At 50.8% G+C, this 22,753-nt stretch carries 34 protein-coding genes; 2 read left to right on the top strand and 32 right to left on the bottom strand.

The window, feature by feature from the left end:
• Positions 1-40: 40 nt before the first annotated feature.
• From PI91_RS12980 to PI91_RS24740, 32 genes are all read right to left on the bottom strand, one after another.
• A complete protein-coding gene (locus PI91_RS12980) occupies positions 41-364 on the bottom strand; it encodes a hypothetical protein (protein ID WP_039266299.1) in 324 nt (107 codons plus the stop codon).
• A 63-nt stretch (positions 365-427) separates the two neighbouring features.
• Entirely contained in the window at positions 428-916 is a 489-nt protein-coding gene (locus PI91_RS12975) for an HK97-gp10 family putative phage morphogenesis protein (RefSeq protein WP_039266298.1), read from the bottom strand.
• A gap of 175 nt (positions 917-1,091) precedes the next feature.
• Complete coding sequence (locus PI91_RS12970) at positions 1,092-1,463, bottom strand: hypothetical protein (protein ID WP_052232729.1); 372 nt, start codon at positions 1,461-1,463, stop codon at positions 1,092-1,094.
• Positions 1,464-1,466: 3 nt separating this feature from the next.
• Positions 1,467-1,898 carry a hypothetical protein gene (locus tag PI91_RS12965; protein WP_039266297.1) on the bottom strand — a complete coding sequence of 144 codons (432 nt, stop codon included), beginning with the start codon at positions 1,896-1,898 and terminating at the stop codon, positions 1,467-1,469.
• 51 nt (positions 1,899-1,949) lie between these two features.
• Positions 1,950-3,509 carry a tail protein gene (locus PI91_RS12960; protein WP_039266296.1) on the bottom strand — a complete coding sequence of 520 codons (1,560 nt, stop codon included), beginning with the start codon at positions 3,507-3,509 and terminating at the stop codon, positions 1,950-1,952.
• A gap of 59 nt (positions 3,510-3,568) precedes the next feature.
• Entirely contained in the window at positions 3,569-3,742 is a 174-nt protein-coding gene (locus tag PI91_RS26165) for a hypothetical protein (RefSeq protein ID WP_165602728.1), read from the bottom strand.
• 4 nt (positions 3,743-3,746) lie between these two features.
• Positions 3,747-4,568: a hypothetical protein gene (locus tag PI91_RS12955; RefSeq protein WP_039266295.1), complete on the bottom strand. Its 822-nt coding sequence runs from the start codon at positions 4,566-4,568 to the stop codon at positions 3,747-3,749.
• Position 4,569: 1 nt separating this feature from the next.
• Positions 4,570-5,214, bottom strand: coding sequence for a hypothetical protein (locus tag PI91_RS12950; RefSeq protein WP_039266294.1), 645 nt, complete (start codon positions 5,212-5,214; stop codon positions 4,570-4,572).
• A 3-nt stretch (positions 5,215-5,217) separates the two neighbouring features.
• The gene (locus PI91_RS12945; RefSeq protein WP_039266293.1) at positions 5,218-5,613 is read right to left on the bottom strand and encodes a hypothetical protein; all 396 of its coding nucleotides are present in this window, start codon (positions 5,611-5,613) and stop codon (positions 5,218-5,220) included.
• A gap of 13 nt (positions 5,614-5,626) precedes the next feature.
• Positions 5,627-5,947: a hypothetical protein gene (locus PI91_RS12940; RefSeq protein WP_039266292.1), complete on the bottom strand. Its 321-nt coding sequence runs from the start codon at positions 5,945-5,947 to the stop codon at positions 5,627-5,629.
• A 53-nt stretch (positions 5,948-6,000) separates the two neighbouring features.
• Positions 6,001-7,125 (bottom strand): P22 phage major capsid protein family protein, encoded by a 1,125-nt coding sequence (locus PI91_RS12935; RefSeq protein ID WP_039266291.1) that lies wholly within the window; start codon positions 7,123-7,125, stop codon positions 6,001-6,003.
• 15 nt (positions 7,126-7,140) lie between these two features.
• The gene (locus PI91_RS12930; protein ID WP_039266290.1) at positions 7,141-7,896 is read right to left on the bottom strand and encodes a DUF6651 domain-containing protein; all 756 of its coding nucleotides are present in this window, start codon (positions 7,894-7,896) and stop codon (positions 7,141-7,143) included.
• Positions 7,897-8,012: 116 nt separating this feature from the next.
• On the bottom strand, positions 8,013-9,413 hold the full coding sequence (locus tag PI91_RS12925; protein WP_039266289.1) for a DUF4055 domain-containing protein: 1,401 nt from the start codon (positions 9,411-9,413) through the stop codon (positions 8,013-8,015).
• Positions 9,414-9,425: 12 nt separating this feature from the next.
• Entirely contained in the window at positions 9,426-10,679 is a 1,254-nt protein-coding gene (locus PI91_RS12920) for a PBSX family phage terminase large subunit (protein ID WP_039266288.1), read from the bottom strand.
• On the bottom strand, positions 10,672-11,109 hold the full coding sequence (locus tag PI91_RS12915) for a ubiquitin carboxyl-hydrolase (RefSeq protein WP_039266287.1): 438 nt from the start codon (positions 11,107-11,109) through the stop codon (positions 10,672-10,674). The genes PI91_RS12920 and PI91_RS12915 overlap by 8 nt, the downstream gene beginning before the upstream one ends.
• A gap of 9 nt (positions 11,110-11,118) precedes the next feature.
• Positions 11,119-11,619, bottom strand: coding sequence for a hypothetical protein (locus PI91_RS12910; protein WP_039266286.1), 501 nt, complete (start codon positions 11,617-11,619; stop codon positions 11,119-11,121).
• Between the two features lie 284 nt (positions 11,620-11,903).
• Complete coding sequence (locus PI91_RS25730) at positions 11,904-12,194, bottom strand: hypothetical protein (RefSeq protein ID WP_039266285.1); 291 nt, start codon at positions 12,192-12,194, stop codon at positions 11,904-11,906.
• A gap of 24 nt (positions 12,195-12,218) precedes the next feature.
• Entirely contained in the window at positions 12,219-12,887 is a 669-nt protein-coding gene (locus PI91_RS12900) for a DNA/RNA non-specific endonuclease (protein ID WP_039266284.1), read from the bottom strand.
• Between the two features lie 8 nt (positions 12,888-12,895).
• Positions 12,896-13,705 (bottom strand): KilA-N domain-containing protein, encoded by an 810-nt coding sequence (locus tag PI91_RS12895; protein ID WP_039266283.1) that lies wholly within the window; start codon positions 13,703-13,705, stop codon positions 12,896-12,898.
• 368 nt (positions 13,706-14,073) lie between these two features.
• On the bottom strand, positions 14,074-14,616 hold the full coding sequence (locus PI91_RS25725; RefSeq protein ID WP_052232728.1) for a lysis system i-spanin subunit Rz: 543 nt from the start codon (positions 14,614-14,616) through the stop codon (positions 14,074-14,076).
• Positions 14,613-14,828 carry a hypothetical protein gene (locus PI91_RS12885; protein WP_052232727.1) on the bottom strand — a complete coding sequence of 72 codons (216 nt, stop codon included), beginning with the start codon at positions 14,826-14,828 and terminating at the stop codon, positions 14,613-14,615. The genes PI91_RS25725 and PI91_RS12885 overlap by 4 nt, the downstream gene beginning before the upstream one ends.
• Positions 14,829-14,830: 2 nt before the next feature.
• On the bottom strand, positions 14,831-15,460 hold the full coding sequence (locus PI91_RS12880; RefSeq protein WP_039266281.1) for a glycoside hydrolase family 19 protein: 630 nt from the start codon (positions 15,458-15,460) through the stop codon (positions 14,831-14,833).
• A gap of 8 nt (positions 15,461-15,468) precedes the next feature.
• Entirely contained in the window at positions 15,469-15,783 is a 315-nt protein-coding gene (locus PI91_RS12875; protein WP_039266280.1) for a hypothetical protein, read from the bottom strand.
• A complete protein-coding gene (locus PI91_RS12870) occupies positions 15,770-16,066 on the bottom strand; it encodes a hypothetical protein (protein ID WP_039266279.1) in 297 nt (98 codons plus the stop codon). Before PI91_RS12870 ends, PI91_RS12875 begins: the two co-directional genes overlap by 14 nt.
• 1,285 nt (positions 16,067-17,351) lie before the next feature.
• Positions 17,352-18,116 (bottom strand): antitermination protein, encoded by a 765-nt coding sequence (locus PI91_RS12865; RefSeq protein ID WP_039266278.1) that lies wholly within the window; start codon positions 18,114-18,116, stop codon positions 17,352-17,354.
• Between the two features lie 154 nt (positions 18,117-18,270).
• A complete protein-coding gene (locus tag PI91_RS12860; RefSeq protein ID WP_039266277.1) occupies positions 18,271-18,453 on the bottom strand; it encodes a hypothetical protein in 183 nt (60 codons plus the stop codon).
• Positions 18,453-18,635: a hypothetical protein gene (locus PI91_RS12855; protein WP_039266276.1), complete on the bottom strand. Its 183-nt coding sequence runs from the start codon at positions 18,633-18,635 to the stop codon at positions 18,453-18,455. Before PI91_RS12855 ends, PI91_RS12860 begins: the two co-directional genes overlap by 1 nt.
• A gap of 181 nt (positions 18,636-18,816) precedes the next feature.
• Entirely contained in the window at positions 18,817-19,365 is a 549-nt protein-coding gene (locus PI91_RS12845) for a phage N-6-adenine-methyltransferase (RefSeq protein ID WP_039266274.1), read from the bottom strand.
• On the bottom strand, positions 19,362-19,604 hold the full coding sequence (locus tag PI91_RS12840; protein WP_039266273.1) for a hypothetical protein: 243 nt from the start codon (positions 19,602-19,604) through the stop codon (positions 19,362-19,364). The genes PI91_RS12845 and PI91_RS12840 overlap by 4 nt, the downstream gene beginning before the upstream one ends.
• Complete coding sequence (locus PI91_RS12835) at positions 19,601-20,206, bottom strand: recombination protein NinG (RefSeq protein WP_039266272.1); 606 nt, start codon at positions 20,204-20,206, stop codon at positions 19,601-19,603. The genes PI91_RS12840 and PI91_RS12835 overlap by 4 nt, the downstream gene beginning before the upstream one ends.
• Positions 20,199-20,591, bottom strand: coding sequence for a hypothetical protein (locus PI91_RS12830; protein ID WP_232764401.1), 393 nt, complete (start codon positions 20,589-20,591; stop codon positions 20,199-20,201). The genes PI91_RS12835 and PI91_RS12830 overlap by 8 nt, the downstream gene beginning before the upstream one ends.
• A complete protein-coding gene (locus PI91_RS24740) occupies positions 20,575-20,757 on the bottom strand; it encodes a protein NinF (RefSeq protein WP_071580353.1) in 183 nt (60 codons plus the stop codon). The genes PI91_RS12830 and PI91_RS24740 overlap by 17 nt, the downstream gene beginning before the upstream one ends.
• A 180-nt stretch (positions 20,758-20,937) precedes the next feature.
• Between PI91_RS24740 and istA the strand changes: the two genes are divergently transcribed.
• Entirely contained in the window at positions 20,938-21,960 is a 1,023-nt protein-coding gene (gene istA, locus PI91_RS12825; protein WP_000627495.1) for an IS21-like element ISSen3 family transposase, read from the top strand.
• Positions 21,957-22,739, top strand: a complete 783-nt coding sequence (gene istB / locus PI91_RS12820) for an IS21-like element ISSen3 family helper ATPase IstB (RefSeq protein ID WP_001531258.1) — start codon at positions 21,957-21,959, stop codon at positions 22,737-22,739. Before istA ends, istB begins: the two co-directional genes overlap by 4 nt.
• Positions 22,740-22,753 lie beyond the last annotated feature (14 nt).

Raw genomic sequence — 22,753 nt, 5'->3', positions numbered from 1 at the left:
GATCGCTCCGGGCAGGCAATAAAAAACCCGCCGAAGCGGGTTAGCCTGATTTTTTTAGAAACATTCGCTGTATCGAATATCTTTCACCACCAGGTGAAATAACCATGGCGCACTCGACACACTTCTCATCCTGCCCATCAACCTTAAAATCTAGGCTTTTCAACCTATGCAATGGCACAGCATCGCCATTTGATGACTGGGCATAACCACTATCACCTTCTCTCTCAAATACATTTACCCTTTCACCTTTCAGGCAGGTATCTTTTGTGCATGTACCATTTTGCTCTGCATAGATTGATTCCATAGAGCAGAACGCGGTAACAGGTAACGCGAGAAATGAGAGTGCGATTATGGCGAGCTTCATGCAGAAATCCTCAGAGCGATATTTATACAAATATATCACTCGCCTGGCGTAATTCAACGCAACTTACAGGTCTTTCCCATACCCAAGTGAAGCGTGAACTACATCACCACCACATATTGCATTCACTGCGGCACGGCCAATTATCCCTTTGATTGCTGCTTCATTGTGGATTACAGCAGGGCCAAGAACCGGCCTTGGCGGCATTTTAACGGTGCCGAATTCATGGAATGCTAGCTTTTCCTCTTCGGAACCAACGATTGCCTCAAGCCCCTCTGACTCAGCCTTAATGCTGTCTCGCATCTTGCCAGTCCGTTCTAGTGGAGCATTTAGCGGATAGCCAAGCCTGGCCTTTTCCTGTTCTGTAGATTCTGCCAGGTCTTCCCATGCAGCAAATGGACCGACAGCAGGCTGGTAAAAGCCAATCTCATCCTGAGCGGTTTTCTTTATCTGCTCCGCCACCTGAGCGAGTGCCTTTTCTGCATGTTCCTGGACGGCTATTTTGGCTGCCGCAAATGTCAATGCCGCATCCATCAGGCTTGAAAGCTCTTTCATTCTTTCTTCTCCCATTTCCATGAGTTGAAGTCAAAAACACCGCCTTCAAACTCAGAAAACACGATGGACATAGCATGTTTTTCATAAGGCATTAACTCAGAAACAGAGAATGCAACGTTGAAAGGAACCCCGTTTTTCATTAACCAGCATAACTCTCGAAAATCGGGGTTCTTTGCTAGTTTTTTGTTGCTTCTTTCTCCGCAGATACGTCATCTGCCACAGACTTGTAAAGATGAGCGGCAATGGCATTCATACCATCACGTCCAAGAATTTTCATTCTACCTTCTAGTTGCTGAAGGTTCTGTGGCACAGAATATGACTCGCCATCAATCTCTGCTGCACATGCCGCTGGAATGGCGTACGCCTGCACATAAACTACGTTTTGTGAGCGCTCAGAGCCAATGGCAAAGATGAGGCGAGACTCTTCCAGAGGGTCAAGCTCACGAATTACGATCTGACGGCCGCGACCATCGGTGATTACGTTTGAGTCTTGCTCTGCAACCACTTCGTTAACCTGTGTGGTTTCTTTTACTGTTACGTTTGGCATTTATCAGGCTACCTGTAAACGGCGTTTAGAAGTGAATGTGAAGGTCTGACGAACAGTCTGATCGCCCTGCTTTTTACCCGGGTCTGTAAAGTTAAACTGAACGCCGGTATAGCGATACACAGATGTTCCGCCATCAGATTCCGTAATGGTTTCTGTGATGGTGCCTGCGGCGCGGTTGATGCCAGCAAAATAGTCTGATTCCCACTGAGCCCACCATGAGTCAAGCGTGGAATCTTGGCGTTCAGCTTCAATCGTTCCCTCCCAGTTTTTGGGGATCATGAGGGTATCGGTTTCGCCGGTAATTTTTGTGACGTCGATTTGGTTTACTTTCGGCTTTGCGTCGAAAGAGATAACAACAGGAATCGTAACAACCCCGTAAGCAGTGTTGATGTCAATCTGGACGTCGCGACCCACTGTGTAATTAGATAAAGGCATAGCTTTTGCTCCATAAAAAGCCCTCACGCAGAGGGCTTATATTTGACTTGTTTACAGGGTGGCGTTGCTTGAAACGGACACTGTTACGCTTGCACCACCTTCCAGGTTAATCAGGAAGAAGCGCGTAGTTGCCAGGTATTTAACCTGTACGTCTGCAACCATGTAACCAAGAGCTACTCGGTTGCTTGGGTTGTTGCTGGCATCGAGTTTGACGCTGAATGCAGGACCGCCGTTCGGGTCGCCAATCATCCCGGCGTCTACCAGTGATTGCAGGAATGACTCAATCGTGGACTTGGTTGAGCGGCGCAGGTCGGTAGTTTGCGGCTCACCTACAACGTAACCAAACGATGCTGCCAGAGTCGCTGACAGGTAGTTGGTCATGCGGGTGTAAGTATCATCGTTCTGGGTTGAAGATGATGCAGCGTTTCGACCAGATCGCAGGCCGAAGTAGTTACCGCCAGGGCATGGGTTGGTGATAACGTCCAGACGTGCGTTGCTCAGAGCGCCGATTTCGCTGATGCTGTAAGGCTGGTTAGCTAGCTGGCGCTGTGTCGCTACGACGTTAGTGATTGCCTTGTTGAGCGCGGAGATATGCGGTGACTGGGCAGCATATTTCGCAGCAACAAACGTTGCCGGTGCGCACATACGAGAACTCAGGCCGTTAACCGTGTCATTCCAGTAAATCCAGTCGCCAACCAGCACCTTCATTTGCCAAGAATCGACACCTGAGGAGTTCAGAGTGGTGGCGAGTGTGGAGTATGTGACGCCTGCAGCTGCCTGGGCGATACCAAACACCCCTTCAGACAGGCAGTAGGTATTAATAGTCGGCCACTGAGTTGAATCAGTAACGTCCACAAGGTTAAGCACCTGCACGCCTGAGCCACGCAGTGAATACATACCTTTGCGGGTTGTGCTTGTGCCATCAGTACCTACCAGCACCGCATCAGTGATGGTTGTGTTGCCATCGGTACCACCAGTCAGGGCCCATACCGTGGTCGTATCAGGCACTGCTGTCGAGGTTCCGATAGAGGCCAGGACATACTGACTTGCGCCACGTACAGCAGTAATGCCGTTGTTTACCGCGCTGACAAGGTTCGCCCACAGAGTCGCGCCGGAGCCAGTGATATTGTCAAACACTTCAGGAGTCTGTCCAGGGAAGTACACAGTCAGCTTGTAGCTGTTTACTGCTGTACCAGTGGCGATCTGCGCGGTAATGGTATTGCCTTTTGTTCCGGTGTATTTCGCCGTCAGCGTCATACCAGTCACAGGTGTGCCAGCGGTGTCTTTCAGTGCAATCGCAGCTGCAAGGTCAGTGCCGTCAGTTACGCGAACGCAGCGCAGGTTAGTTGCGCCAATTTGCAGAGAAATCGCGATAGCAGTGCAAAGGTCGTATTTACGCACCTGCTGAGCGCCGAAGTAGATAGCCTGGTCTGTGTCGGATCCGATGAGAACCGGAGAGTTTACCGGACCCCATGAGGCAATGCCGACAATACCCAGGCCATCGCTTGGCACGCCGTTGATATAGCGTGTTTTTGGTGCCTGGATGCCAACGTAGAGGTCAGCAGCAGACAGCGCGGTAGTGTTCAAGCTACCTACTTGATAAACGGGCATATTGGTTCCCCAAATAAAAAACCCGACACATTGGCCGGGTTATTAGTTGACTGAATGGTTTACTCTGCTTTTGCTGCCTTGTAGACATAGCAGGCCAGTTCTCCAGCTAAAATCTCCTGGATTTTGGCTGCGTCCGAGATGCGATCACCAATCTGGTAATCCATGAATGCATGACGCACAACCAGCTCATAACCGAGGTCGGCTGATGCGGTAGCTTTGGCATTATCGGCCATTTTGTTACTCCGGAATGGTTTTGATGAGGTTTCCTGACATATCGCTGACGTTCATCGTCTGAGCGACAATCTGGGTTGCGGTTGCGGTCTGAAGTGAGCTGAAATCAGCGCAGAAAATCATGTCATGACGGTAAACAAGGTACGACTGAGCCGAATCACTTGGCATTGAGCGCTTATATCTCAGAACAGTCGGCGAACCATCTGGCATATTCAGCGAAGTTAACGCAGAAAGGCCATTGTCTACGGCAAGAACTGTAGCAGCGCGAACTGCAGGAGACCCTGCCCAAACCGTAACCTGAAAGTCCTTTTCCTGACGGCGAAGAATGCGACCTACTACGTCTTCTGATCCGATTCGAATCTCAAATGATGCTGTTGCCGGTAGCGTGATTACCGTGCCTGAACTCGATGCGCCTGATATCTGCACCGCCAGAGCCGTTGCTATGGTTGCCAGCGTATCGCCTGACTGCACCGCGTAGGTGTGATGCTGCTTATTGCAGTAAAGGTTGATGTTTGTCGGGATTGTTACCGTACCAGCCAGCGTGATTTGCTGCCCGTTCACCGTAGCGGTAATACCTGAAACGCCTTTAGATAACCGTCGCCACGGCCTGCCGAGTGATTCTGTGAGTTTTTTTTCTGTGGTAAGCGGGTAAACGCTTATGTGGCACTTACCAGCCTTCAGATCGCGCTCCAGACGTTCTGGCTGAGGCCATCCAGCATAGATGTACGCTGAAAATCCGGTCACAGATGGGTTTGATGTGCCATTCGGGTACATAATCCCGGCAATAATCGACACCAGAGTGTTTTGAATGCCGTATACGTCTGCCATATCACGGCCTCACTTGTTGCGCTGTCAGTCGCCAGCCCAGGTCTGTCTGCTCTGCCGATGTCAGCTTGTATCGCCCGCCTATTTCGTCGGTGATGATGTCAGCAGTACGCAGGTAGACGCCTTCAACGAATGGAAGCAGCACGTTAAACCAGGGGTTTTTTGCGTCAGCCGGTAGGCCAACTTCGTTCTTCTCGCCTTTGCTACCCTGAAGCATTGAACATGGCCAGTTGGTCATGATCGGCACTTCATTCGCCGCAGTGTCTCCACCATAGCCAAGCTCACCAGGTCCGGCATCCATAGACGGGCGGGAAATCGTGATTGTGCGGTTGCAGCTCACCATCAGGATTGGCAGCAACTGCTGCATAGCAGCAACGAACAGCGTCCCCTCTATTCCAACAAAGTAATCACCAACCTGCCCCTGCGTTCCGTCGAAAATCCCATACCAGGTCGCCTTACCATAAACATTCGGCTTGCTGTATTTCATGTCACAAGCGTTGAGCGTCATTTTCAATGGTGTTAGCGCATTACCGGCATCAAGCGGGTTTGAGGCTGATGTTGGACGAAACCGCTGGTAGGTGGTTCCGACTACACGAGCCGCCTTAGCGTACCCTTTGTACATCTTGAGCTGGATTTTCTCGCCATCCATGCATCACCCCCTGACGACCTGACAGCCACCCTTACCTAACCATGGCCCAGGAGGAATACCGATAAACGAGCACATCTGGCGACGCCATTTATTGAAGAGGTTCATCCTATCTGAGACCTCGTTTTTGTTGTGCGTCCAGATCGCCGCGATATCAGTGTCCAGGTTGTCACTGGCATCCGTAATGGCTGTTTCGAGCACTGAAAGCTTTTCGAGGTAAACGGTGATTAGCACGTTTTCTTCCGAGGCACTCATGCTGTTAAGGCGGCTATAAAGCGTCTCCCATACACCAGGAGACACCCATCCATAAGCAAAGTCACGACTGGCATCTGTTGGAGTGCTGCCAATCATTGGATATCCGGCGTAACGACGTACGTCCGTCTTCTGCTGGTCAGTCAGCATCTCTCACCGCCTGTTATTTGTCTTCTACCCAGCCGCCAGAGTAGTAATTCACAACCTCATCAGGGTGAACCTGTGCGGTGTGCGGGGCGTCATATTTGTCAGGGTCGCGAACCATCGTTACATATGCAATGGCATCTTCCTGCGACTGCTCATCAGCATCATCTTGCTGCGCTTCAGGTGAGCTCTCGTCCTGGTCTGCCACACCTTCAACCACATCATCAGCCGCCTCTGCATGCTCTACATCTTCTGCGACTGCCGCGCCTTCTTGCTGCTGTAACTCAGCCAGCTTTTGAGCCTCGCGCTCTGCACGCTGCTCTTTAGTCAATCCAGCCATCTTTTATCTCCAGAAAGAAACAAGGGGCCGAAGCCCCTTTAGTTGTCAGCCAATCAACCAAGCAAAATTGCAGTATGAGCCGGTTTGATGTTCTGCACACCCCATGCCGCAGCGATTTCGTAACGAACGCGACGGTACTGTTTGTACATGGATACTTCGAACGCCATGCCAGTGCGCGGGTCCTGAATCATCATGCGGTCATCGGCCATATCGCCTTCTTCCGGCAGAGCTGGCGCACGGGTTGCCAGTACGATAGCGGAGCGGCTGAACGCGAAGTTAGCGGTATACGCAGCAGCCAGAGTCACGGTTGAGCCGCTGTTTACTGCTTCACGCAGACCAGGCGCACCGATGGTCAGGTTGCCGCCAGACAGCGCAGAGGTAACGACGTACTTGTAGTTACCGATGGTGACCACGTCACCTGCGATGATGGTACCGGAACCAGTCTGGACAGGAATTACGGTAGCACCGATTGCCAGAGCACCGTTGGTGACATAGCTTGCGCCAGTACCAGCAGTGTGACGGGCTACGCCAGCAGATTCACGCAGCACAAAACCGTGCAGTTCCAGCAGAGTACCCTGAGCACGCAGCGCGGTAGTACCGGCTTCGTTCGCTTTGGTTAACTGAGCGTTAGAGCGAAGGTTTGCACCAGCGGTGGTGTCGATAACGCACTGCAGATCGCTCAGAGGAGCACCGTTATCGGACAGGATTTTACGAACCTGCGCGGTGTCTCCGAGGCCTGAAGCGAAAGGAGTGGTGCCAGCGGTACCAGTAGCACGAGATGCCAGATATGCTGTCTTACCACAGTCCACTTCGATTTCGTTTACCAGGGTACGCATTGCCTGGGTAATTTGGTCACGACGCAGGTTAGCGTAGCCAGGACCAGTGTTGATACCTTTCTGTTCTTCACCAGTCCAGCGGAACGGAACCATACGGGATTTGGTGATGGTGAACGGAGTGTTGCCAACGGTCTGATCACCATCATCTGGTGGCAACTGACCAGGGCTCACGTCCTCAGCAGCCGCTGCTGGCGTGATTGGGATACGGATTGCCTGGTTCAGAGCAGCACGCTCAGCGGTGGCGTCCAGGGTGACGGACGGGATAAAACCTGCCAGTTCACGGGATACGATATCCAGTGATTCGTACAGGTCGGGGACAAGGCTGGTCAGGGTGTTAGCCATTTATGAATTTCCTTCTTAATCGGTAATGGTTACGCCGCCTTTGATTTGCTCCATCTGCTTGGCAGGAGGTAGCGCTTCAAATTGCGCGCGTGAAATTGAGGTTTGGTTATTGCCGCCACCCTGACCGCCTTTCGCGCCGGAGCCTGAAGCATTCGAGCCCTTGAGGATGTGGTCTTTGTATGGGTAGCTATCGATGAGGATTTCCAGCGCTTCGTCAAATCCAGCCACTTCACCAGGGTTGCTGCGACTGAAAAGCTTGTTGCCTTGCTTGTCATACGCCACTACCTGGTCGCCTTCGAGTTTGAAAGCGTCACCGAAGCGTGCCTGAACCATGTCGGCAGGAATTGCCATTTTTTCGGTAATGAACGGAGAGCGCAGGAAGCTGCCGCCAACCTTTTCATTCACCAGGGCGGCCTGAAGTGAGTCACGCTCCTGAACGATAGGCGCATACTTCTCTTCGATCGCCTTAATGGCCTCTGAGCGGACTTTGTCGACTTCACCGGCATCCACCAGTTTCTTAGCGTCGAGATTTTTGATGGTTTCCAGTGCCTGCAATGCCGCTTTTGGGTCCTGAATGCCTTCAAATGCCTTCAGTGCTCCCTCAGCTGTTTCTGCACGCTCGCGGTGTGATTTTGCTTCACCGTTCAGGCGAGAAATAGTTGCTACAGTACCGGCAACGTCAAAGGCGATCTCTTTACCTTCATCGTTGATGTACACAGGCTTGCCATCAGAGACTACTACGTGGCCGTTCTCATCGAGTTTCAGTTTCATTTATGGTCATCCAACCTTGCTGTGAGCCATCCGGCCCGGTGCGCCGCTCTGCATCCGCAGATTTCGGCCATAAAAAAAGCCCGGTGATTAGCCGGGCTCGTATTCGTTGTTAACGCTTACGCGTTGAGGTTTGTTTTCGTGCTTTCTGAGCGCTGAGGCTGCGACGCAATGCGTTTTGCCTCTTCATCCCAGGTTATGTTGTCTTTCACCAGTCCGCGCCGCTGCAGTTCGCTAAATAGAGTCTCGTTAGAGATGACGTCAGCGATATTCGCGTCGAGGAGAAGTTGTGCAGTGGCCTCAGCCAGTGAAGCAGCGCCGAAGTCGTTATAGATGGTCAGAGAGCCGCCAGCCTTCTCTCCAAGCCACTCAGCGGTAACCTGAAGCATCTGGTCTGCTGCGTCTTCAAAGTCCTGCACAATGCGTTGTAGAGCGCATGTACCAGCTTCATCTTCGGCTCTTGTCTGAGCAACTGTAATTCTGCCAGGCTTAATGACGAGGAGCTCAGCACCAATCTGTCGCATCAGGTCTTCAAGGCGCTCAAGGTCTTTGCTGCCGGACTCGATAGCTTTCCCTGAGTGCTCGACATACTTGAGGTCGGCTGCATCTTTCTCTGAGATGACAGCTGTCGAAGCACCTACCGTAATATCTTCGTCAGGGTCGAAGCCTTTGCCGAAAAGAATCGGCACGCGGGCAACGTGAAGAATGGTCTGCTGGTCGCTCTTTGACTGCCAGTGCTCGACGTTTAGATAAGCGAGCTCAGTCAGAGGTGGTTTTGAGCACATAAAGCCAAGCTTTTTACCGTACACTGGCACTGCAGGTACGTACTTCAGGGTTGTAGTGCCCTCGTCGTGCAGTACCCACTTAATTTCACCGCTTGTTTCGTCCTTTTGCTCGCGATAAACCCTCCATCTCCCGGAGTCAAGCACGCGAACCTGCTCAACACGCACCTCGGCAAACTCATCCTGAGGGTCTTGCTCTGTCACGCACTCAACGAAACGGAGGTGTGTTAACAACTCGCGCCCGTTAATGCGCTCAGAGCGCCAGTCAAGCAGGCTGTTTGCGCCGATTGATACCCAGTAAGGACGAACGCCTGATGCCTTTGTCTGCGCAACAGTCATCTCGCCATTAGTTGGTGGGTAATCAATCAGGACGATGTTAATTCCAAACCCCATCGCCCCTTCCAGCACGCCAGCCAGGAATGAGTGAAGGTTTGTACCCTGCATATCAATATCGTCGAACAGCTCAACGATGCGAGCAGGCACATCATCAGCCCACGTAACTGGTCTGGAGAATGGTTTGCCACTCAGAACTTCAACAGTGCGGGAGAATGCAGGGAGTAACGTTGCTACCGCCAGGCGGCGTTTGTAGAAATTATCGTCTTCGTTAGGCCATTGCGGGAGATATGTTTTCCCGGCCTCTCGCATCTCTTCCGTGCCGCCCAGCAAAGCGGTAATCATAGGCCAGCATTCTGCAATAGCCTCGACTTTTGCTGATCGCACTCTTACAGAATCGGTCATAGTTAATTCCAGTTATGCAGAAAACTTCCTGACTTTCGCACCGCGTCGCTTAATGAGTGGTGATAGCGCGTAACGAGTGCCGTCCATATAGTGGTTATTGGCGTCGACAATATCGGTCAGCACATCACCTGTAAGGCGATCGACTTTGTAGCTGTAGAGCCTTGCCTCTTTCAGCCATTCTTTGCAGCGCGGGTGAATGATGATTTCTTTGTAACTACGCAGGTGAGCAATGCCGTCTTCTACACTGCCACCCCATTTCTCGACGCCGGTAATCTTTGGCAGACTTTTACGCTTGCCATTACCTGTCGACCTGACATGACTGATTGTCTCTGGTCTTGCTGAGTCTGCGCGTACAGCGTGAAGCTCTATGCCTGGAATGCGTTGAATCATGTAATCGGCAATGTCGTCGTTTTCAAGCCCGACTTTACCTGCCTCATACTCAATCCAGAGGCGATCATCATGCACCCAGCATTTCACGCCAGCTGTCGGGTCCTGACTGAATCCCCAGTCAATGCCGTAATATGGCCCATTCCATCCTGATTCAGGCTCAAACTCTTCTACGCGATATTTGCCAGAAAGAATCTGTGCTTCGCTATTCTCACGATATGCGCCATCCCATATCCATGCATAGGCATTGTCATCAAGGCGCTTCTGGTCGTCGATGCGCTCTTTTTCAAGCACATCAGGAAACCACGGGTTATCCGTGTAGTTCATCTCTACGGCTATGCAGTGCTCTGATGGCTCTTTACGAAACCGCTTGTCCGTAGGGCTGCCGTTTTTCTCCGGGTTCCATGTAACCCAAATCTCTGAACCATCCTCACGAACAGTCGGAGCGAGCTTTTGCCAGGCCACTTCGCTAACAGACTCAGCTTCATCCACCCAGCACAACAAGATCCGCGCTTTTGACTTGATGCTGTCCAGGTTATGACGCAGTCCGCAGAAAACGTAGTTGATGCTTTTGTCGATGGTGCGAATGTATTTCTCGCCGATATCGAAATTGGCTGCCAGCCACGGAACCGCCCTGATTGCCTGCTTCACCTCCTCCATGCTCGACTCTTCAAGCGAGTTCATAAACTCACGAGCACAGAGAATCACCCCACTCTCGCCATTCATCATCGCCTGATAAGCCTTAACGGCTGTCATCATGGCAAACGTACGGGTTTTGGCGCTTCCACGCCCACCGTAAGCGCCGCGATAGCGCATGCCAGGCTTAGTGAATACAGGAGCAAGTTTCGCAGGTATTGGGAGTTGAACGGAGTCACTCATGCTTTGGCTCTACGGGAAGCAGCTGAATAGTTGTCGGCTTAGGCGTCATTGAGCCATCGGATGATTTAACGTCGATGTCCTGCGTGACTTTGTCTCCGTATTTCTTGGGGTTCATGCGGGCCAAAGCCCATTTGCGAGTGTCGATACGCAGGCGCGCCTTTGCAACCGCCGCTGCTTCTTCTGCGACTCTGTCAGCAATATCAAACATATCCTCAAATATTGCATCAGCGCGGGTATCAGCGGCTTTCGCGTATTGGTCGCGAAACTCTTCATGAGCAGCAAGCCAGCGAAAAACTGTGGCCTTGTTTGGCATGCCTGGACGTTCACAAACTTTGCGTAAGCTTTCACCTTCGGCGAGCAACGCACAAATATCAGCGGCCACCTCTGGTAAATAATCAGAAGGGCGGCCTGTTTTTTTCTCGGTCGCCATGTTGTTACCTTATTCGTCTTTTACGCGTTTTTGCATTTCTGTTTCAGCAGTGAATGTCTGAATGTCACCGCCACTATAGAGGTCTAATTCGGTTGCGACTTTCACAGCGTATTCTGCGCCCTTGTCACAATGCATAACTGCCCTTGCGATCATGCTTCCAGAGCCAATGGCGTAACTGTCAATCTGCAAGCTCACTGATGCGTGAATGTTTCCACCGTTCTTGGAAATTATCCAAGCCCTGCCTATTCCGGTGATGGCTAGCGCTGTGAAGTCAGGCTCAGGTGTGAACTCGCTTTTATAGGTGAGATTGCTTTCCATCAACTCGAACAACTGAGACTCGATACCACAATCGCCTGCCGTTCCTACAGCTAGCACCACCTCATCGTTCACGTACCATGGCGCGTTATTGGGATAGAAAATCTTTTGTTCACGCAATGTGCATACAGCGTCATTCGCCGATGACTGACTATCAGATGCCAGCGTTGCTCCATCCCATGCAATAGTGGTCATTTAGAATTTCCTGCTGGGTTTGCTTGATACTAGCCCGGTAATTTTGACACCAGGAAGCGATGAAACTTATATAAAGCTCTAAAATGCACACCATTAAGACGTGCATTGTGGAATTTTATAAAAATGTCTTTCCATCAGTCCGCCATAGCCATGCGATGTTTTTGCGCATAAGGAGACGCAGGAGGTATCACACACTATGGCTGCCGGGGTTACATCCCCACTCACCGGCTAGGGTCGAGCAAGTATCCGTTATCAGGCTCACTCGTAAATGAGCCTTGTAATGGCTAATTGCTTTTTCTGATGCTGTTTAAAAATTCTTTCTTTGGATGCCTGTAGTTAAGAATGTCATCAGGCATTTTAATAAACCGATTGTTTATGTCTTTCGCTGTAACAAAGCAACTATGCACACCGCATGCTCCAGTGTGGATTGTGTCGCTATATTCGAACAAAAGTTCCGCCATTTTTGATTGCCATTCTTCTGGCATTGCCTCCATAAATACTCTTGGCAATACGCAAAAAGCGGCGTGCGACTGACCAAACCATAGTTGCAGGTCTTTACGATATTCTTCATTCATCGTCTTTACCTATTTGGCTATTTACTATTCACTAAACGGCTTTATGCCGTATTTCAGAGCAAACTGAGCTGTGGTCATTTTGGTTACGGTGCCGGTGGTGTTGTCACCAACATAGACAGCCTCGCCTGATTTGGCTTTCACTGCCTTCCAGATAACGCTTGGCACGTTGACGCCGTTCCCGATCGTCTTGTCGCCTGGAATCATTCCGGTAACTACCCAGGCATCACCTTCTGCCAGCACCTGTTTGCGCACGGCTTCTTCCATCAGTCGCCAGGCCTTTCTGTTGAGGTCTGGTAACTGAGGTGTCATATTTGCAAGGCTGAAGGTTTCGAATTGCTCCTGGGCTGTTCCGGCGTCGCCTGCTGCAGTCATGTGGCCCATATCGTATCCGGACTTTGCGTAGTCCTTCTGTGTGGACTCAAACTGCTTAGGGACTTTTGGCTCGCTGTGGAAAGCGTCCTTACGCTTAAGCTGGAGAGAGCCTTTAACGTCTTCTGCCGTGAGGTGCTGAGCACTAACCACCGGGTCTTTCAGTGAATCGCTGTAAAGCACTGAGAACTGAGTGAAGCAAATCTCCTGGTCGTACTTAACCGGAGGAGGATTGTCATTCAGGAATTTGCCCGCGCAAGATGAACCGGCTAACGCTGAAAACGAAAAAGCCGCTACGAGAGCGGCTATCAGGTATTTGGTCATGGTTTTCTCTACGCTGCATAGAGCATTTTCATCTGCCCTTTAACATGAAACGCCGCCATACAGCGGGATTCAAAATCCCGGTAGTCAGCGCATCCATTTGCGATACTGGTTACGGCGATAATTTGATGCTCTACCAACTTCAGCGCGTCGGGCTTTAGGTGCTGATGAATCTTTTCGCCTTTTGCCAGTCGTGATTTTACTTCTTGGTAAACATCCCCTGGCAGAACCGGTCCGTAAACCCATTTGGCGCTAATCATCCCAAACAATGCAGGTCTACGGTTTGGCCTGTGACGTGGAAGCCCGGACATTTTGAATAACGCCGCATAGAATGGATCGCTAAATCGCTTTTCCCACGGCACTGATTCATCAAGCAGGAACATCGCTGTAATGCGTGAATCGGCAGCTGAGAAAGAACCACCACGGACAATCGCATCAATCTGCTCGTCACACCAGATTTCGAAGTCAACTGAAAGCCAGCGGGCAAACCTGATTGCAAGCTTTGGATGAATCCATGTACCACCTTGCGGGCCCGTCTTTGTTGCAACAAGTCGAGTCGCCTTAACAAACCTCAGCACTTTTGATCGTGATGCAGCGGATGATGTATCTAACCTTCTGATTTCATTAATTTCTGTCAGAAACCCGGAATTACAGAAAAGCTTTTTAGACAGAGCGGACATATATTCAAGCACATCTATCTGTCGAAGCCATGATGTTGTGTCTTTGCCGAATTTTGCGGCGACATCAGTAGCATTGATCCAGCCTTCATCATTAAAGCGAATCTTCAGCCCGTCATAATTCAAAGGAATAATGTTGTTCATCGTATTTACCTTTCTGTGGTATGAGCCTGCTCGCGTAGACATGGGCAGCCAAGAGCGGAACGATGAAATCCACCGCCCTGTCTCAGACTCACACTACGGAAAGCTCTTGTTTGAAGACGCACGCGAGTGCGCATGGAGATATCAACTACGAAAATTTCGTAGTTTTATGTGTTGCACTGCTAATTCGATTAGCTGGTTTGGAGCAATAAAAAAGCCCAGCCATTTCTGACTGAGCTTCGTTAATTCTTGTCGCAGCTTTCGCTCTGCTTTTCAGCGGTGCTTTGCCACTTCCGTCTATTCCGGCTTGCCAAGATGTGGATCGACCTCCTTGCGGGGCTACACATTCTTCACCTTGTCGGGGTTGTTCTTTACTTAGCGATTACGCCAGCTTCCTGACCTGCTCGGATGTAATCCTGCAGCGCTTTCAGTTTTTGCTGGTCGCTGATGATTCCGGCGCGGATGTCGTAAATGTTTCGTCCAGCTTCTGCTGAGAGCTCGACGGAGGCTGCATTGTCCATGCCGCTGGCGCTTGCAGCTGCACTTTTTGACAGGTTACAGGTTGCAAGACCGGCTTTGGCGAACTGCAGCTGGCGAGAGCCAGAGGTAACAGCATCACGAAGAGCTTTATTTTCTGCGAGCGCATTGTTTAACTCCTGCGTATGCTTCTGATCGCTTTTAGCCACAGCGCTTGAGAATGCGTGTTCCAGTGATGCGTTTTTATCACGCTGAGCACTGGCTTCATCACTGATGGCTTTGAGTTCTTCGGCGTGCTGCTGCTTAAGCGTGGCAATATCAGCGGTGAACTTATTATCAGTCACCCACCAACCGGCAAGTGCGCCAAGCAAGCCACCACACAGCAACGCAATTCCGCACCATTTCCAGCCAGGCTGAAACACCGTTGAGATGTTCATTTTGGCTGGTCATTGTCGAATTGCTTAATTGCACGAGCGATGATTCCGCAGACAGAAACGAATGCCACGATGTAGCCGAGGTATTGCGCAGGAATCAATGCCTTTACGTCATCAGGCACCTGGTCCCAGATACCAGCAATCACAGCCAGCACCGCGAGAATGCGCACTGACCACATTTTCCATAACTGAGGAAGGTTATCGATAAATTTCATGCTTATCCCACCAGGACGCTTTTAGCGACGCTATAACGAGCCTTCCGATCGTCCAGACCATTAGTCCCGCCGTTGATACGTTTTGTCAGTCCGACAATGTCATCTTTGTCTGCAAAGGAATTGCAGTTATTGGCTTTCCAGAACCAACCGGCAGAACGCGCTGCATTTTGGTCCTGAAGCAATAAATCAGGGTCATTCAACAGATCGAGGGAAAGAGCTTTACCACATTCGGCATAGTTAGCCTTGAATGTGACTTGCTTCAGTCCGCGTCCACGATATTTCCAGCCATCACCTGGCGCAGAGTTTCCGTACCGGCCGCCATAAACGATATTCGCAATATCAGCCTGGCGCGATGGCGAAAGAGCCAGCTCCCCGGGTTTACGACCGAGCTTTTCACGCTGAGCCGCAGTAAGCCGATCGCCAAAAATCACCAGACCTGCCACCGAATAATTCAGCGACTCAACTACTGAGCGCCAGCCGTTGGATTCTGTACCAATCTGAGCGATGAAGTGAGCTTCGCGCAAAGGAGTGTTGATGCCGAACTCATCCATGACTTTGACGACATGCGGGTACCATTTATCAGCAAGCGCGGAAGAAATTCCTGCAGCTCGCATAAACTGGTCTTTTGTCATGGTCTACCTCAGAAGGAAACTTCACGCTGAATGCTGCTGTAACTCGTTTTTGGCTCTATGGCCTGAACCGTCTTACCATCCGGCGAGATAATTACTACGCCGGGAGCATTCTGTGTGTTATTCGCCAGCTTTTGCTCTGCATTGTGCGCTCGCATCTCAGCTGCCGTTCTTTGCCGGTTCATATCACTGGCAAGCTTCACGGCATCACGACTACTGTTTACCGAGTCGTTGAATTGATTGCAGAGGATGGCGGTTAAGATAAGGAATACGACAGGTACGAAGTCGACAATATATCGCCCCACCCTGATCTCAGTTCTTGCCATAATTATCACCATTGTCACTTTGGCTGAACCATGGCAACTTTTTGAGGATTGCTGCTCCTTGCCATCCCGCAGCACCGCATCCCATACCGAGGATGTAAAGTGACCACTGTTTGTCCAGCCCATATAGAGCCATCATTGTTCCGGCAAAGATTGACACGATCATATGACTGCCAAGGCTGACTTTTTCAGCTGCCGGTCTGGTTTCGTACTTTGCCCATGAACCAAGCACCGTCATGATGAGCGCGAGAAGCAAAGCCGGAATAAGGTCTGTTCCGTTTGCCATTGCGTAGTCTCCACCATGATGGTGGCCTGTTAAAGCGACTGGCATGAGACTACCAGGCCGCATATTAGCGACCCCAAATGATTGGGGGATTTGTTCTTATTGAGAGGTGACGCATTGTGTTGCGAACAAATCCGATCTAATGTTTTGCCCGTCTGATCAGACGATATGGGCCTCGGTCTTTGTTCGTGACTCCAATCATGAGCAAGATGGCCGTAGGTTGTTCCACCAACTTACGGTCGCCCATTTTCACGAAGCCCAGCTCAATGCTGGGTTTTCTTTTTTGGCAGCACTCTAAACCCGTAGCCACAGAGCGATACGGTGAGGTGTGTGAGGTCTGGTTGTTGGATATAGAGTGCTTTCAGAAAGGTCGTGCAATTAAGGCCGGTTACGTTTATCCGGCGTCTTTCGACCGATTGCCTGAGGTAGCAGGTTTGGTGTGTGGCGCTGTTCGTCAGCATTTCCTTCGTCGCCATGGTTGGCCGAAACCCAACCATCTAGCATCAGGATTACCACAACGGAAAGAGCACTGAGTAGGGATTCGAACCCTCTACCAAGAATGGCGATCTCCGACATCGCTCAACGCTCTTACCTGTTATGGGCTCCGTTTCGTGGAGCTGACGGTCAGCGATCAACCTGACGCCGATATGGGATTTACTAAGCCGATATGACTGTTGTTACCCACGAATTAGAGTACTGGCTTACCAGGCGCGTCGACTCTTCACGATTATCGACTCAATACTCTAATTGATGGATGCCCTGAATTATTAATCACATCTCAGGGCCGCAATGCGCCAGATTTGTTGATGAGGAGCTGGAATACCTCACTGGTGTTTAGCCGTTAGGCTACTGCCAGGAATTGATCATCGTTTGCATTTATCTTTGTGGTCCGTTTCTTAAAAGTCCGCAAAGTCGCTAACGTGACGAAAACTGGAAAGAGCACTGCGATGCCGCCGTCCTCTAGCGCTCGTATGGTGCTTATGGGTTTTCAGTACCCTTACCAGATTTCGCCAATAAAAAAGCCCCTGCATCTCTGCCGGGGCTCTAGTTGTTGCTGGATAACCGCAACTCTTTCGTGTGGATCTTGCAGACCTCTCAGCCTGCGATGGTTGGAGTCGTCACGCAAACACGTGGTTTTACCAACTAGGCGGAATCGGTGGTGAGCCCCGCCTCTGTTATCTCACCGCCAACGAAGTCAGTTACCCATCGTTAGAGTTCAGATTAAACAAATATCGCCACTTTGTAAAGCACCATTTCTACAGAAATCCGTTTCCGTAGAAATTATTTATCATCGCGTGACTTTGCTCAACATCTGATTTGCATATTCCTCCTGCTTAATGCACTCACCTACCAGACTTTCGAAGAAGTCCTTGTATGACCTGCGCCATGTGGTTTCTGGTACATCAATCACCGTAGCGCAGATATATTGCCGTACGGCATCAGGCAACAAACGAGCATAACCACGCCCATTGCAGCGACCGCACGTTTTATAAGCTGGAACGCCGCCCTGTAGAATAGTTTTCTCTTTGTCTACCACCACGCCTTTGCCGTTGCACTGGCAGGCATTGGTCAGCACGCCCTTCCCTTTGCATTTATGGCACAGCACTTTCACCATTTCCCTGCGCTCAGCAAGATACGGCTGCCCGATGCTTTTCATCGTCATGACTTCAGCATCGACAAACTTTTTGCCACCACAACAATCACAGGTTCGCGTACTGGCAGCGCTACGGGAATAGTCAGCAAATGCGAATGTTGCGAGCACTTGCATTACTTTTTGCTTAATATCATTTTCGAGCTTACGTAAGGCGGCAACCTTATCGCAGTGCTCAAGTGCATATTGGGTCAGCAGTTCAATAGCTTTCTCACGGTCATTGCTGCTGATTTCCATCTTCCCTAAAAACGCGCTGTAACCTAACGTAACGAGACTTTGTGTCATACCCATGGCTGCCATCACGTCAGTACCAGTTAACGTCTCTGATGAGGTTGCGCGCGGCGTATCGTTTATCTGCGTAGACTTCGCGAAGTGAAACTTGACTGCGTTTTCCAGGTTCATCGTGAAATTCTCCAGATTGTGTATGGCCAGGCGATGCCAGCGAAAATTGATATCCATTTGAGGTTGGTTTTATAGCCAAGCTCTTTCTGCCTGGTATGCGTGTATTCAGTGGTCATGCCGGCCATGAATGCATAGGCGACCAAAAGTAGTGTGATCATCTTGCCCCCACGATGTAGCGCCATTTCTCCGGCGTGTAATAAACGTACATATCGCCACTTTTAACAAACCAGAGATTTCCCTGTCGTTTAAGCTTTTGCTCCATTCCTCCCTGACTGATGGTGTCAACCAAGACGCCCTCAGGCGGGAGCTCCTGCCTTGTATGTTTCCACTTATTCATCACGCCGCCTCCGGACCGTCTGGCTTATTCGTTCCAAGACGATTACGCACTTCCCGCAGTTGCTCGCGCACATAATCAAGACTGCGCTCAAGCTCCTGCTCTTTGTCTATCAGCACCTGCTCGTTATGCATATCTCGCTGACGCTGCCATTTGGCTTGCTGGATGTTGGTTACGCTGCACATGTTTCCTCCGACTTAACTCTTTTGATTAACGCGATGATGTCTTCATGGAGCCTGAGGTTTTCGTAAGCCAGCTGATAATCTCTGTAGTACGCCTTGCAAACCTTCCAGGTTTCACGTCTGTCCCACAGAAGCCATGCGCTGGTTTTCCACGAGTCAGGTATGTAGGTGCTTATGATGTAAATCATGCTGCCTTCCTCATGAATCTGCGCCCGTACTCCATCAGCACATCGCGATCGACAGTTGTCATTCGGCACTCACCAGCTCGTGGGTATGGGTGCCAGATAACGAACATTTGACCTTTGTTGTTGCCAGATACCGGGTTTCCAGTTGATGCACTCAGGAACGCCAGCCTTCCGCCCGTGATAAACCTGACCTCATGCGCCGTCTTTATCGCCTCCAGAAACCAGCCAACTGAGCAATCTGCATTAAGCAACATCACACAGCCAGTCCAGTGCTCTGCATTTTCTTGCGCCGCTTTCTGCACAAATGGCATTGGCTTGCTGTAGGGAGGGTTGAGCCACACATAGCCAGGAACATTTGGCATTACTTCATTCCATGGTGTTTTGAGTGTGTCCTGCTGCTCAGTGATGAAATGTCTGCATAGGCTGTTATCAATGCTTGCAGCTGCGTCGAGTACGAAATTGAACTCAGCATTTAGCGCATGAAATATCTCTGGCGGCGTTCGCCACAGGTCTTTAATTTCTGCCGGGGTGTTTGATTTATCCGTCATGCTGCCTCCCGGATAAGTTCATAGTCATTCAGGTAAAGCCCGCCAAAGCTGTACAGAATGCCTTCTCTGACGTTTTCTAACGTGCAGAAGGGGAAGTGGCTAAGGTAGAACTCAGCAGCTCTGTCAGCCTGATTGAGAAGCTCCGAGTAATGGTTAACTCGCATGACGAAAAGCACATCCTGGAAGATTGCTGCCGTTTCGCATGGGTAGTGGATTTTCTTGACGTATTCTCTGGTCATGCTGCCTCGCTTCTGCTTTCACGCAGGTCTTTAAGCTTCTGCTGATACTCCGCCTTAATCGCTTTGCACTCTTCTGTAGTCCAGCGATGGCGCTTATGGTCAGATTCGATTTCGTCTACAGCTGCATGCCCGATGCGTTCGATGAGCATCACGCGATAAGGAACCAGATTCCCGCTCTTGTGCTGATTGCATACGACGCATTGTTTATGGATATTGCGTTCATCAAATCGGAGTTGAGGTGCCGCAGCAGTTGTCCGGTAGTGACCGGCATCCCACTGAGCAGACGTGAACGTTCCGCACGAGATACATGGTAAGTCGCGGTCTCTTTCTCTGATGAAGGCGTTTACTGCTTGTTGGGCTTGTTTAATCCAGTAACTTCGGGGCTTTAAGGCGAGCTTTCGAATCTTTAACTTGTCTTTCTGCTGCTGATATTCTCGTCGTCGTTTCTTGTCTGCTGCTTTCTCTGCTTTTTCTCTCTCCTTGCTTCTTCGCTCCAGTGCTAGTTCAGTTCCGTGATCCGGGCTGCACCACCACTGATTTGAGAATGCCGGATAGAACCACTCATTGCAGACTTTGCATTTTCGCCTGGGTGCTTTAGCCATTTTTTAAGCTCCTACGATAAACATGGTAAGCCCAAGTGCGAAGGTTGTGATCGACTATGTCGCTATAATCGTCTTTGTATTTGCGCTTCATTGATTTGCATCGCAAGAAGATGACCAATGCAAATAATGGATAGGCAAGCATCATGGCAAACAGAAGTAATGAACCAACTGAAAGCTTAATGATGAAAACTGGAATATAACGAACTTCTGCATCTGGAAACTCTGCAATCTCATCGAGCAAGTTACTTGCTATGTTCGATGTGCACTGCGCCGATGCTGATATGCAGTCAATGAAGTTGAAGTCATATCCTGCCGCTGCCGCCCACGCAGGATTATCCTGGAAGTGCCTGAAAGTAATTTCCCCGTATCTACTGAATATCATCATCTTCCTCCGTCATAAATCCGTTTGGGTCGCGATACGCTATTGCCATAGCAGCACATTCCTCACAAACGTGAGTCTCATCGTCGGATAGTTCCTTCGTGCAGCCTGCGCACAACGTTCGACGTATGCTCTGCTGCTCGTATGATTGGGCTTCGTGTTGGCTAAGCATGATTGGCCTCGTGAATAGCTAATGCCATACCTCTGGGGGTTAATGACCGTATAACCTTGGTCTTTGGTGATTTCCCTCCAAGCTTTTTGTGTTGTGTTACCAACGGTGCAAAACTGATCCACCCCAGCGGTTGAAAATTGATCCAGGGGTTAATCTGCTCCTCTGAATACAGGGGAGCTTATGATCACTTTTGAGATTCGTATGGAAATTAAAGTCCTGCACAAGCGGGGAATGAGTATCCGGGCCATTGCCAGGGAGCTGGGTATTTCGCGCAATACTGTCCGCAGCCACCTGAAAGCCAAATCTGAAAAGCCGCAGTATTCACCACGCCCGGCACCATCATCACTGCTCGATGAATACCGTGATTACATCTCTAAGCGGATCAGCGATGCGCATCCCTACAAAATCCCGGCGACCGTTATTGCCAGGGAAATCATGGAGCTGGGCTATCGTGGAGGGCTTACTATCCTGAGAGAGTTCATCCGTAAACAGACCCTGCCAGCACAGGCAGAACCGGTCGTTCGCTTCGAAACCGAGCCCGGACGGCAGATGCAGGTTGACTGGGGGACCATGCGAAACGGCAAGTCACCCCTGCATGTGTTCGTCGCTGTTCTGGGATACAGCAGAATGCTTTACATCGAGTTCACCGACAACATGCGCTACGACACGCTGGAAGCCTGTCACCGCAATGCGTTCAGCTTCTTCGGCGGTGTACCGCAGGAAGTCCTGTACGACAATATGAAAACGGTGGTGCTGCAGCGTGATGCTTACCAGACCGGGCAGCACCGGTTCCATCCTTCCCTGTGGCAGTTCGGCAAAGAGATGGGCTTCTCTCCCCGCCTGTGCCGTCCCTTCAGGGCGCAGACTAAAGGCAAGGTGGAGAGGATGGTGCAGTACGCCCGCAACAGCTTCTATATCCCGTTAATGACACGCCTGCGTCCGATGGGGATCACCGTCGATGTTGAAACCGCAAACCGTTACGGCCTGCGCTGGCTGTACGATGTGGCCAATCAACGTAAGCATGAAACTATCCAGACCCGCCCCTGCGATCGCTGGGTGGAGGAACAGCAATCCATGCTGGCACTGCCACCGGAGAAAAAACAGTATGACGTGCAGGTTGATGAAAGCCTGATGACCTTCGACAGGCAGCCGTTGCATCATCCGCTCTCCATCTATGACACGTTCTGCAGAGGAGCCGCATGATGGTCGAACTGCAACATCAACGGCTGATGGTGCTTGCCGAACAGCTCCAGCTGGACAGTCTTATCGGCGCAGCGCCGGCGCTGTCGCAACAGGCGGTGGATCAGGAATGGAGCTACATGGACTTCCTGGAGCACCTGTTACATGAGGAGAAACTGGCCCGGCATCAGCGTAAACAGGCGATGTACACGCGGATGGCAGCCTTCCCGGCGGTAAAGACGTTCGAGGAGTACGACTTCACCTTCGCCACCGGCGCTCCTCAGAAGCAAATCCAGTCGCTGCGATCCCTGAGCTTCATAGAGCGTAACGAAAACATCGTGTTGCTGGGGCCATCGGGCGTGGGAAAAACGCATCTGGCGATAGCCATGGGCTACGAAGCAGTACGGGCGGGCATCAAGGTTCGCTTCACAACAGCAGCGGACCTGCTGCTACAGCTGTCCACTTCACAGCGTCAGGGCCGTTACAAAACGACTCTCAATCGTGGTGTCATGGCCCCGAAGCTGCTTATCATCGATGAAATAGGTTATCTGCCGTTCAGTCAGGAGGAAGCCAAGCTGTTCTTCCAGGTCATCGCCAAACGTTACGAGAAGAGCGCGATGATCCTGACCTCCAACCTGCCGTTCGGGCAGTGGGATCAGACGTTCGCCGGTGATGCAGCGCTGACATCGGCGATGCTGGACCGGATCTTACATCACTCACACGTCGTGCAAATAAAAGGGGAAAGCTATCGACTGAAGCAGAAACGAAAGGCCGGGGTTATAGCTGAAGCTAATCCTGAGTAAACAAGGTGGATCAA

It is taken from the genome of Enterobacter sp. FB (genome assembly GCF_000805795.1).
In the GTDB taxonomy this organism is placed as follows: Bacteria; Pseudomonadota; Gammaproteobacteria; order Enterobacterales; family Enterobacteriaceae; genus Enterobacter; species Enterobacter roggenkampii.
This window is presented reverse-complemented; position numbering and strand designations above follow the sequence as displayed.

Bases quoted from the DNA above. Each gene is read 5' to 3' on its own strand.
- PI91_RS12980 (WP_039266299.1), bottom strand. From the start codon at position 364: ATGAAGCTCGCCATAATCGCACTCTCATTTCTCGCGTTACCTGTTACC.
- PI91_RS12975 (WP_039266298.1), bottom strand. From the start codon at position 916: ATGAAAGAGCTTTCAAGCCTGATGGATGCGGCATTGACATTTGCGGCA.
- PI91_RS12970 (WP_052232729.1), bottom strand. From the start codon at position 1,463: ATGCCAAACGTAACAGTAAAAGAAACCACACAGGTTAACGAAGTGGTT.
- PI91_RS12965 (WP_039266297.1), bottom strand. From the start codon at position 1,898: ATGCCTTTATCTAATTACACAGTGGGTCGCGACGTCCAGATTGACATC.
- PI91_RS12960 (WP_039266296.1), bottom strand. From the start codon at position 3,509: ATGCCCGTTTATCAAGTAGGTAGCTTGAACACTACCGCGCTGTCTGCT.
- PI91_RS26165 (WP_165602728.1), bottom strand. From the start codon at position 3,742: ATGGCCGATAATGCCAAAGCTACCGCATCAGCCGACCTCGGTTATGAG.
- PI91_RS12955 (WP_039266295.1), bottom strand. From the start codon at position 4,568: ATGGCAGACGTATACGGCATTCAAAACACTCTGGTGTCGATTATTGCC.
- PI91_RS12950 (WP_039266294.1), bottom strand. From the start codon at position 5,214: ATGGATGGCGAGAAAATCCAGCTCAAGATGTACAAAGGGTACGCTAAG.
- PI91_RS12945 (WP_039266293.1), bottom strand. From the start codon at position 5,613: ATGCTGACTGACCAGCAGAAGACGGACGTACGTCGTTACGCCGGATAT.
- PI91_RS12940 (WP_039266292.1), bottom strand. From the start codon at position 5,947: ATGGCTGGATTGACTAAAGAGCAGCGTGCAGAGCGCGAGGCTCAAAAG.
- PI91_RS12935 (WP_039266291.1), bottom strand. From the start codon at position 7,125: ATGGCTAACACCCTGACCAGCCTTGTCCCCGACCTGTACGAATCACTG.
- PI91_RS12930 (WP_039266290.1), bottom strand. From the start codon at position 7,896: ATGAAACTGAAACTCGATGAGAACGGCCACGTAGTAGTCTCTGATGGC.
- PI91_RS12925 (WP_039266289.1), bottom strand. From the start codon at position 9,413: ATGACCGATTCTGTAAGAGTGCGATCAGCAAAAGTCGAGGCTATTGCA.
- PI91_RS12920 (WP_039266288.1), bottom strand. From the start codon at position 10,679: ATGAGTGACTCCGTTCAACTCCCAATACCTGCGAAACTTGCTCCTGTA.
- PI91_RS12915 (WP_039266287.1), bottom strand. From the start codon at position 11,109: ATGGCGACCGAGAAAAAAACAGGCCGCCCTTCTGATTATTTACCAGAG.
- PI91_RS12910 (WP_039266286.1), bottom strand. From the start codon at position 11,619: ATGACCACTATTGCATGGGATGGAGCAACGCTGGCATCTGATAGTCAG.
- PI91_RS25730 (WP_039266285.1), bottom strand. From the start codon at position 12,194: ATGAATGAAGAATATCGTAAAGACCTGCAACTATGGTTTGGTCAGTCG.
- PI91_RS12900 (WP_039266284.1), bottom strand. From the start codon at position 12,887: ATGACCAAATACCTGATAGCCGCTCTCGTAGCGGCTTTTTCGTTTTCA.
- PI91_RS12895 (WP_039266283.1), bottom strand. From the start codon at position 13,705: ATGAACAACATTATTCCTTTGAATTATGACGGGCTGAAGATTCGCTTT.
- PI91_RS25725 (WP_052232728.1), bottom strand. From the start codon at position 14,616: ATGAACATCTCAACGGTGTTTCAGCCTGGCTGGAAATGGTGCGGAATT.
- PI91_RS12885 (WP_052232727.1), bottom strand. From the start codon at position 14,828: ATGAAATTTATCGATAACCTTCCTCAGTTATGGAAAATGTGGTCAGTG.
- PI91_RS12880 (WP_039266281.1), bottom strand. From the start codon at position 15,460: ATGACAAAAGACCAGTTTATGCGAGCTGCAGGAATTTCTTCCGCGCTT.
- PI91_RS12875 (WP_039266280.1), bottom strand. From the start codon at position 15,783: ATGGCAAGAACTGAGATCAGGGTGGGGCGATATATTGTCGACTTCGTA.
- PI91_RS12870 (WP_039266279.1), bottom strand. From the start codon at position 16,066: ATGGCAAACGGAACAGACCTTATTCCGGCTTTGCTTCTCGCGCTCATC.
- PI91_RS12865 (WP_039266278.1), bottom strand. From the start codon at position 18,116: ATGAACCTGGAAAACGCAGTCAAGTTTCACTTCGCGAAGTCTACGCAG.
- PI91_RS12860 (WP_039266277.1), bottom strand. From the start codon at position 18,453: ATGAATAAGTGGAAACATACAAGGCAGGAGCTCCCGCCTGAGGGCGTC.
- PI91_RS12855 (WP_039266276.1), bottom strand. From the start codon at position 18,635: ATGTGCAGCGTAACCAACATCCAGCAAGCCAAATGGCAGCGTCAGCGA.
- PI91_RS12845 (WP_039266274.1), bottom strand. From the start codon at position 19,365: ATGACGGATAAATCAAACACCCCGGCAGAAATTAAAGACCTGTGGCGA.
- PI91_RS12840 (WP_039266273.1), bottom strand. From the start codon at position 19,604: ATGACCAGAGAATACGTCAAGAAAATCCACTACCCATGCGAAACGGCA.
- PI91_RS12835 (WP_039266272.1), bottom strand. From the start codon at position 20,206: ATGGCTAAAGCACCCAGGCGAAAATGCAAAGTCTGCAATGAGTGGTTC.
- PI91_RS12830 (WP_232764401.1), bottom strand. From the start codon at position 20,591: ATGATGATATTCAGTAGATACGGGGAAATTACTTTCAGGCACTTCCAG.
- PI91_RS24740 (WP_071580353.1), bottom strand. From the start codon at position 20,757: ATGCTTAGCCAACACGAAGCCCAATCATACGAGCAGCAGAGCATACGT.
- istA (WP_000627495.1), top strand. From the start codon at position 20,938: ATGATCACTTTTGAGATTCGTATGGAAATTAAAGTCCTGCACAAGCGG.
- istB (WP_001531258.1), top strand. From the start codon at position 21,957: ATGATGGTCGAACTGCAACATCAACGGCTGATGGTGCTTGCCGAACAG.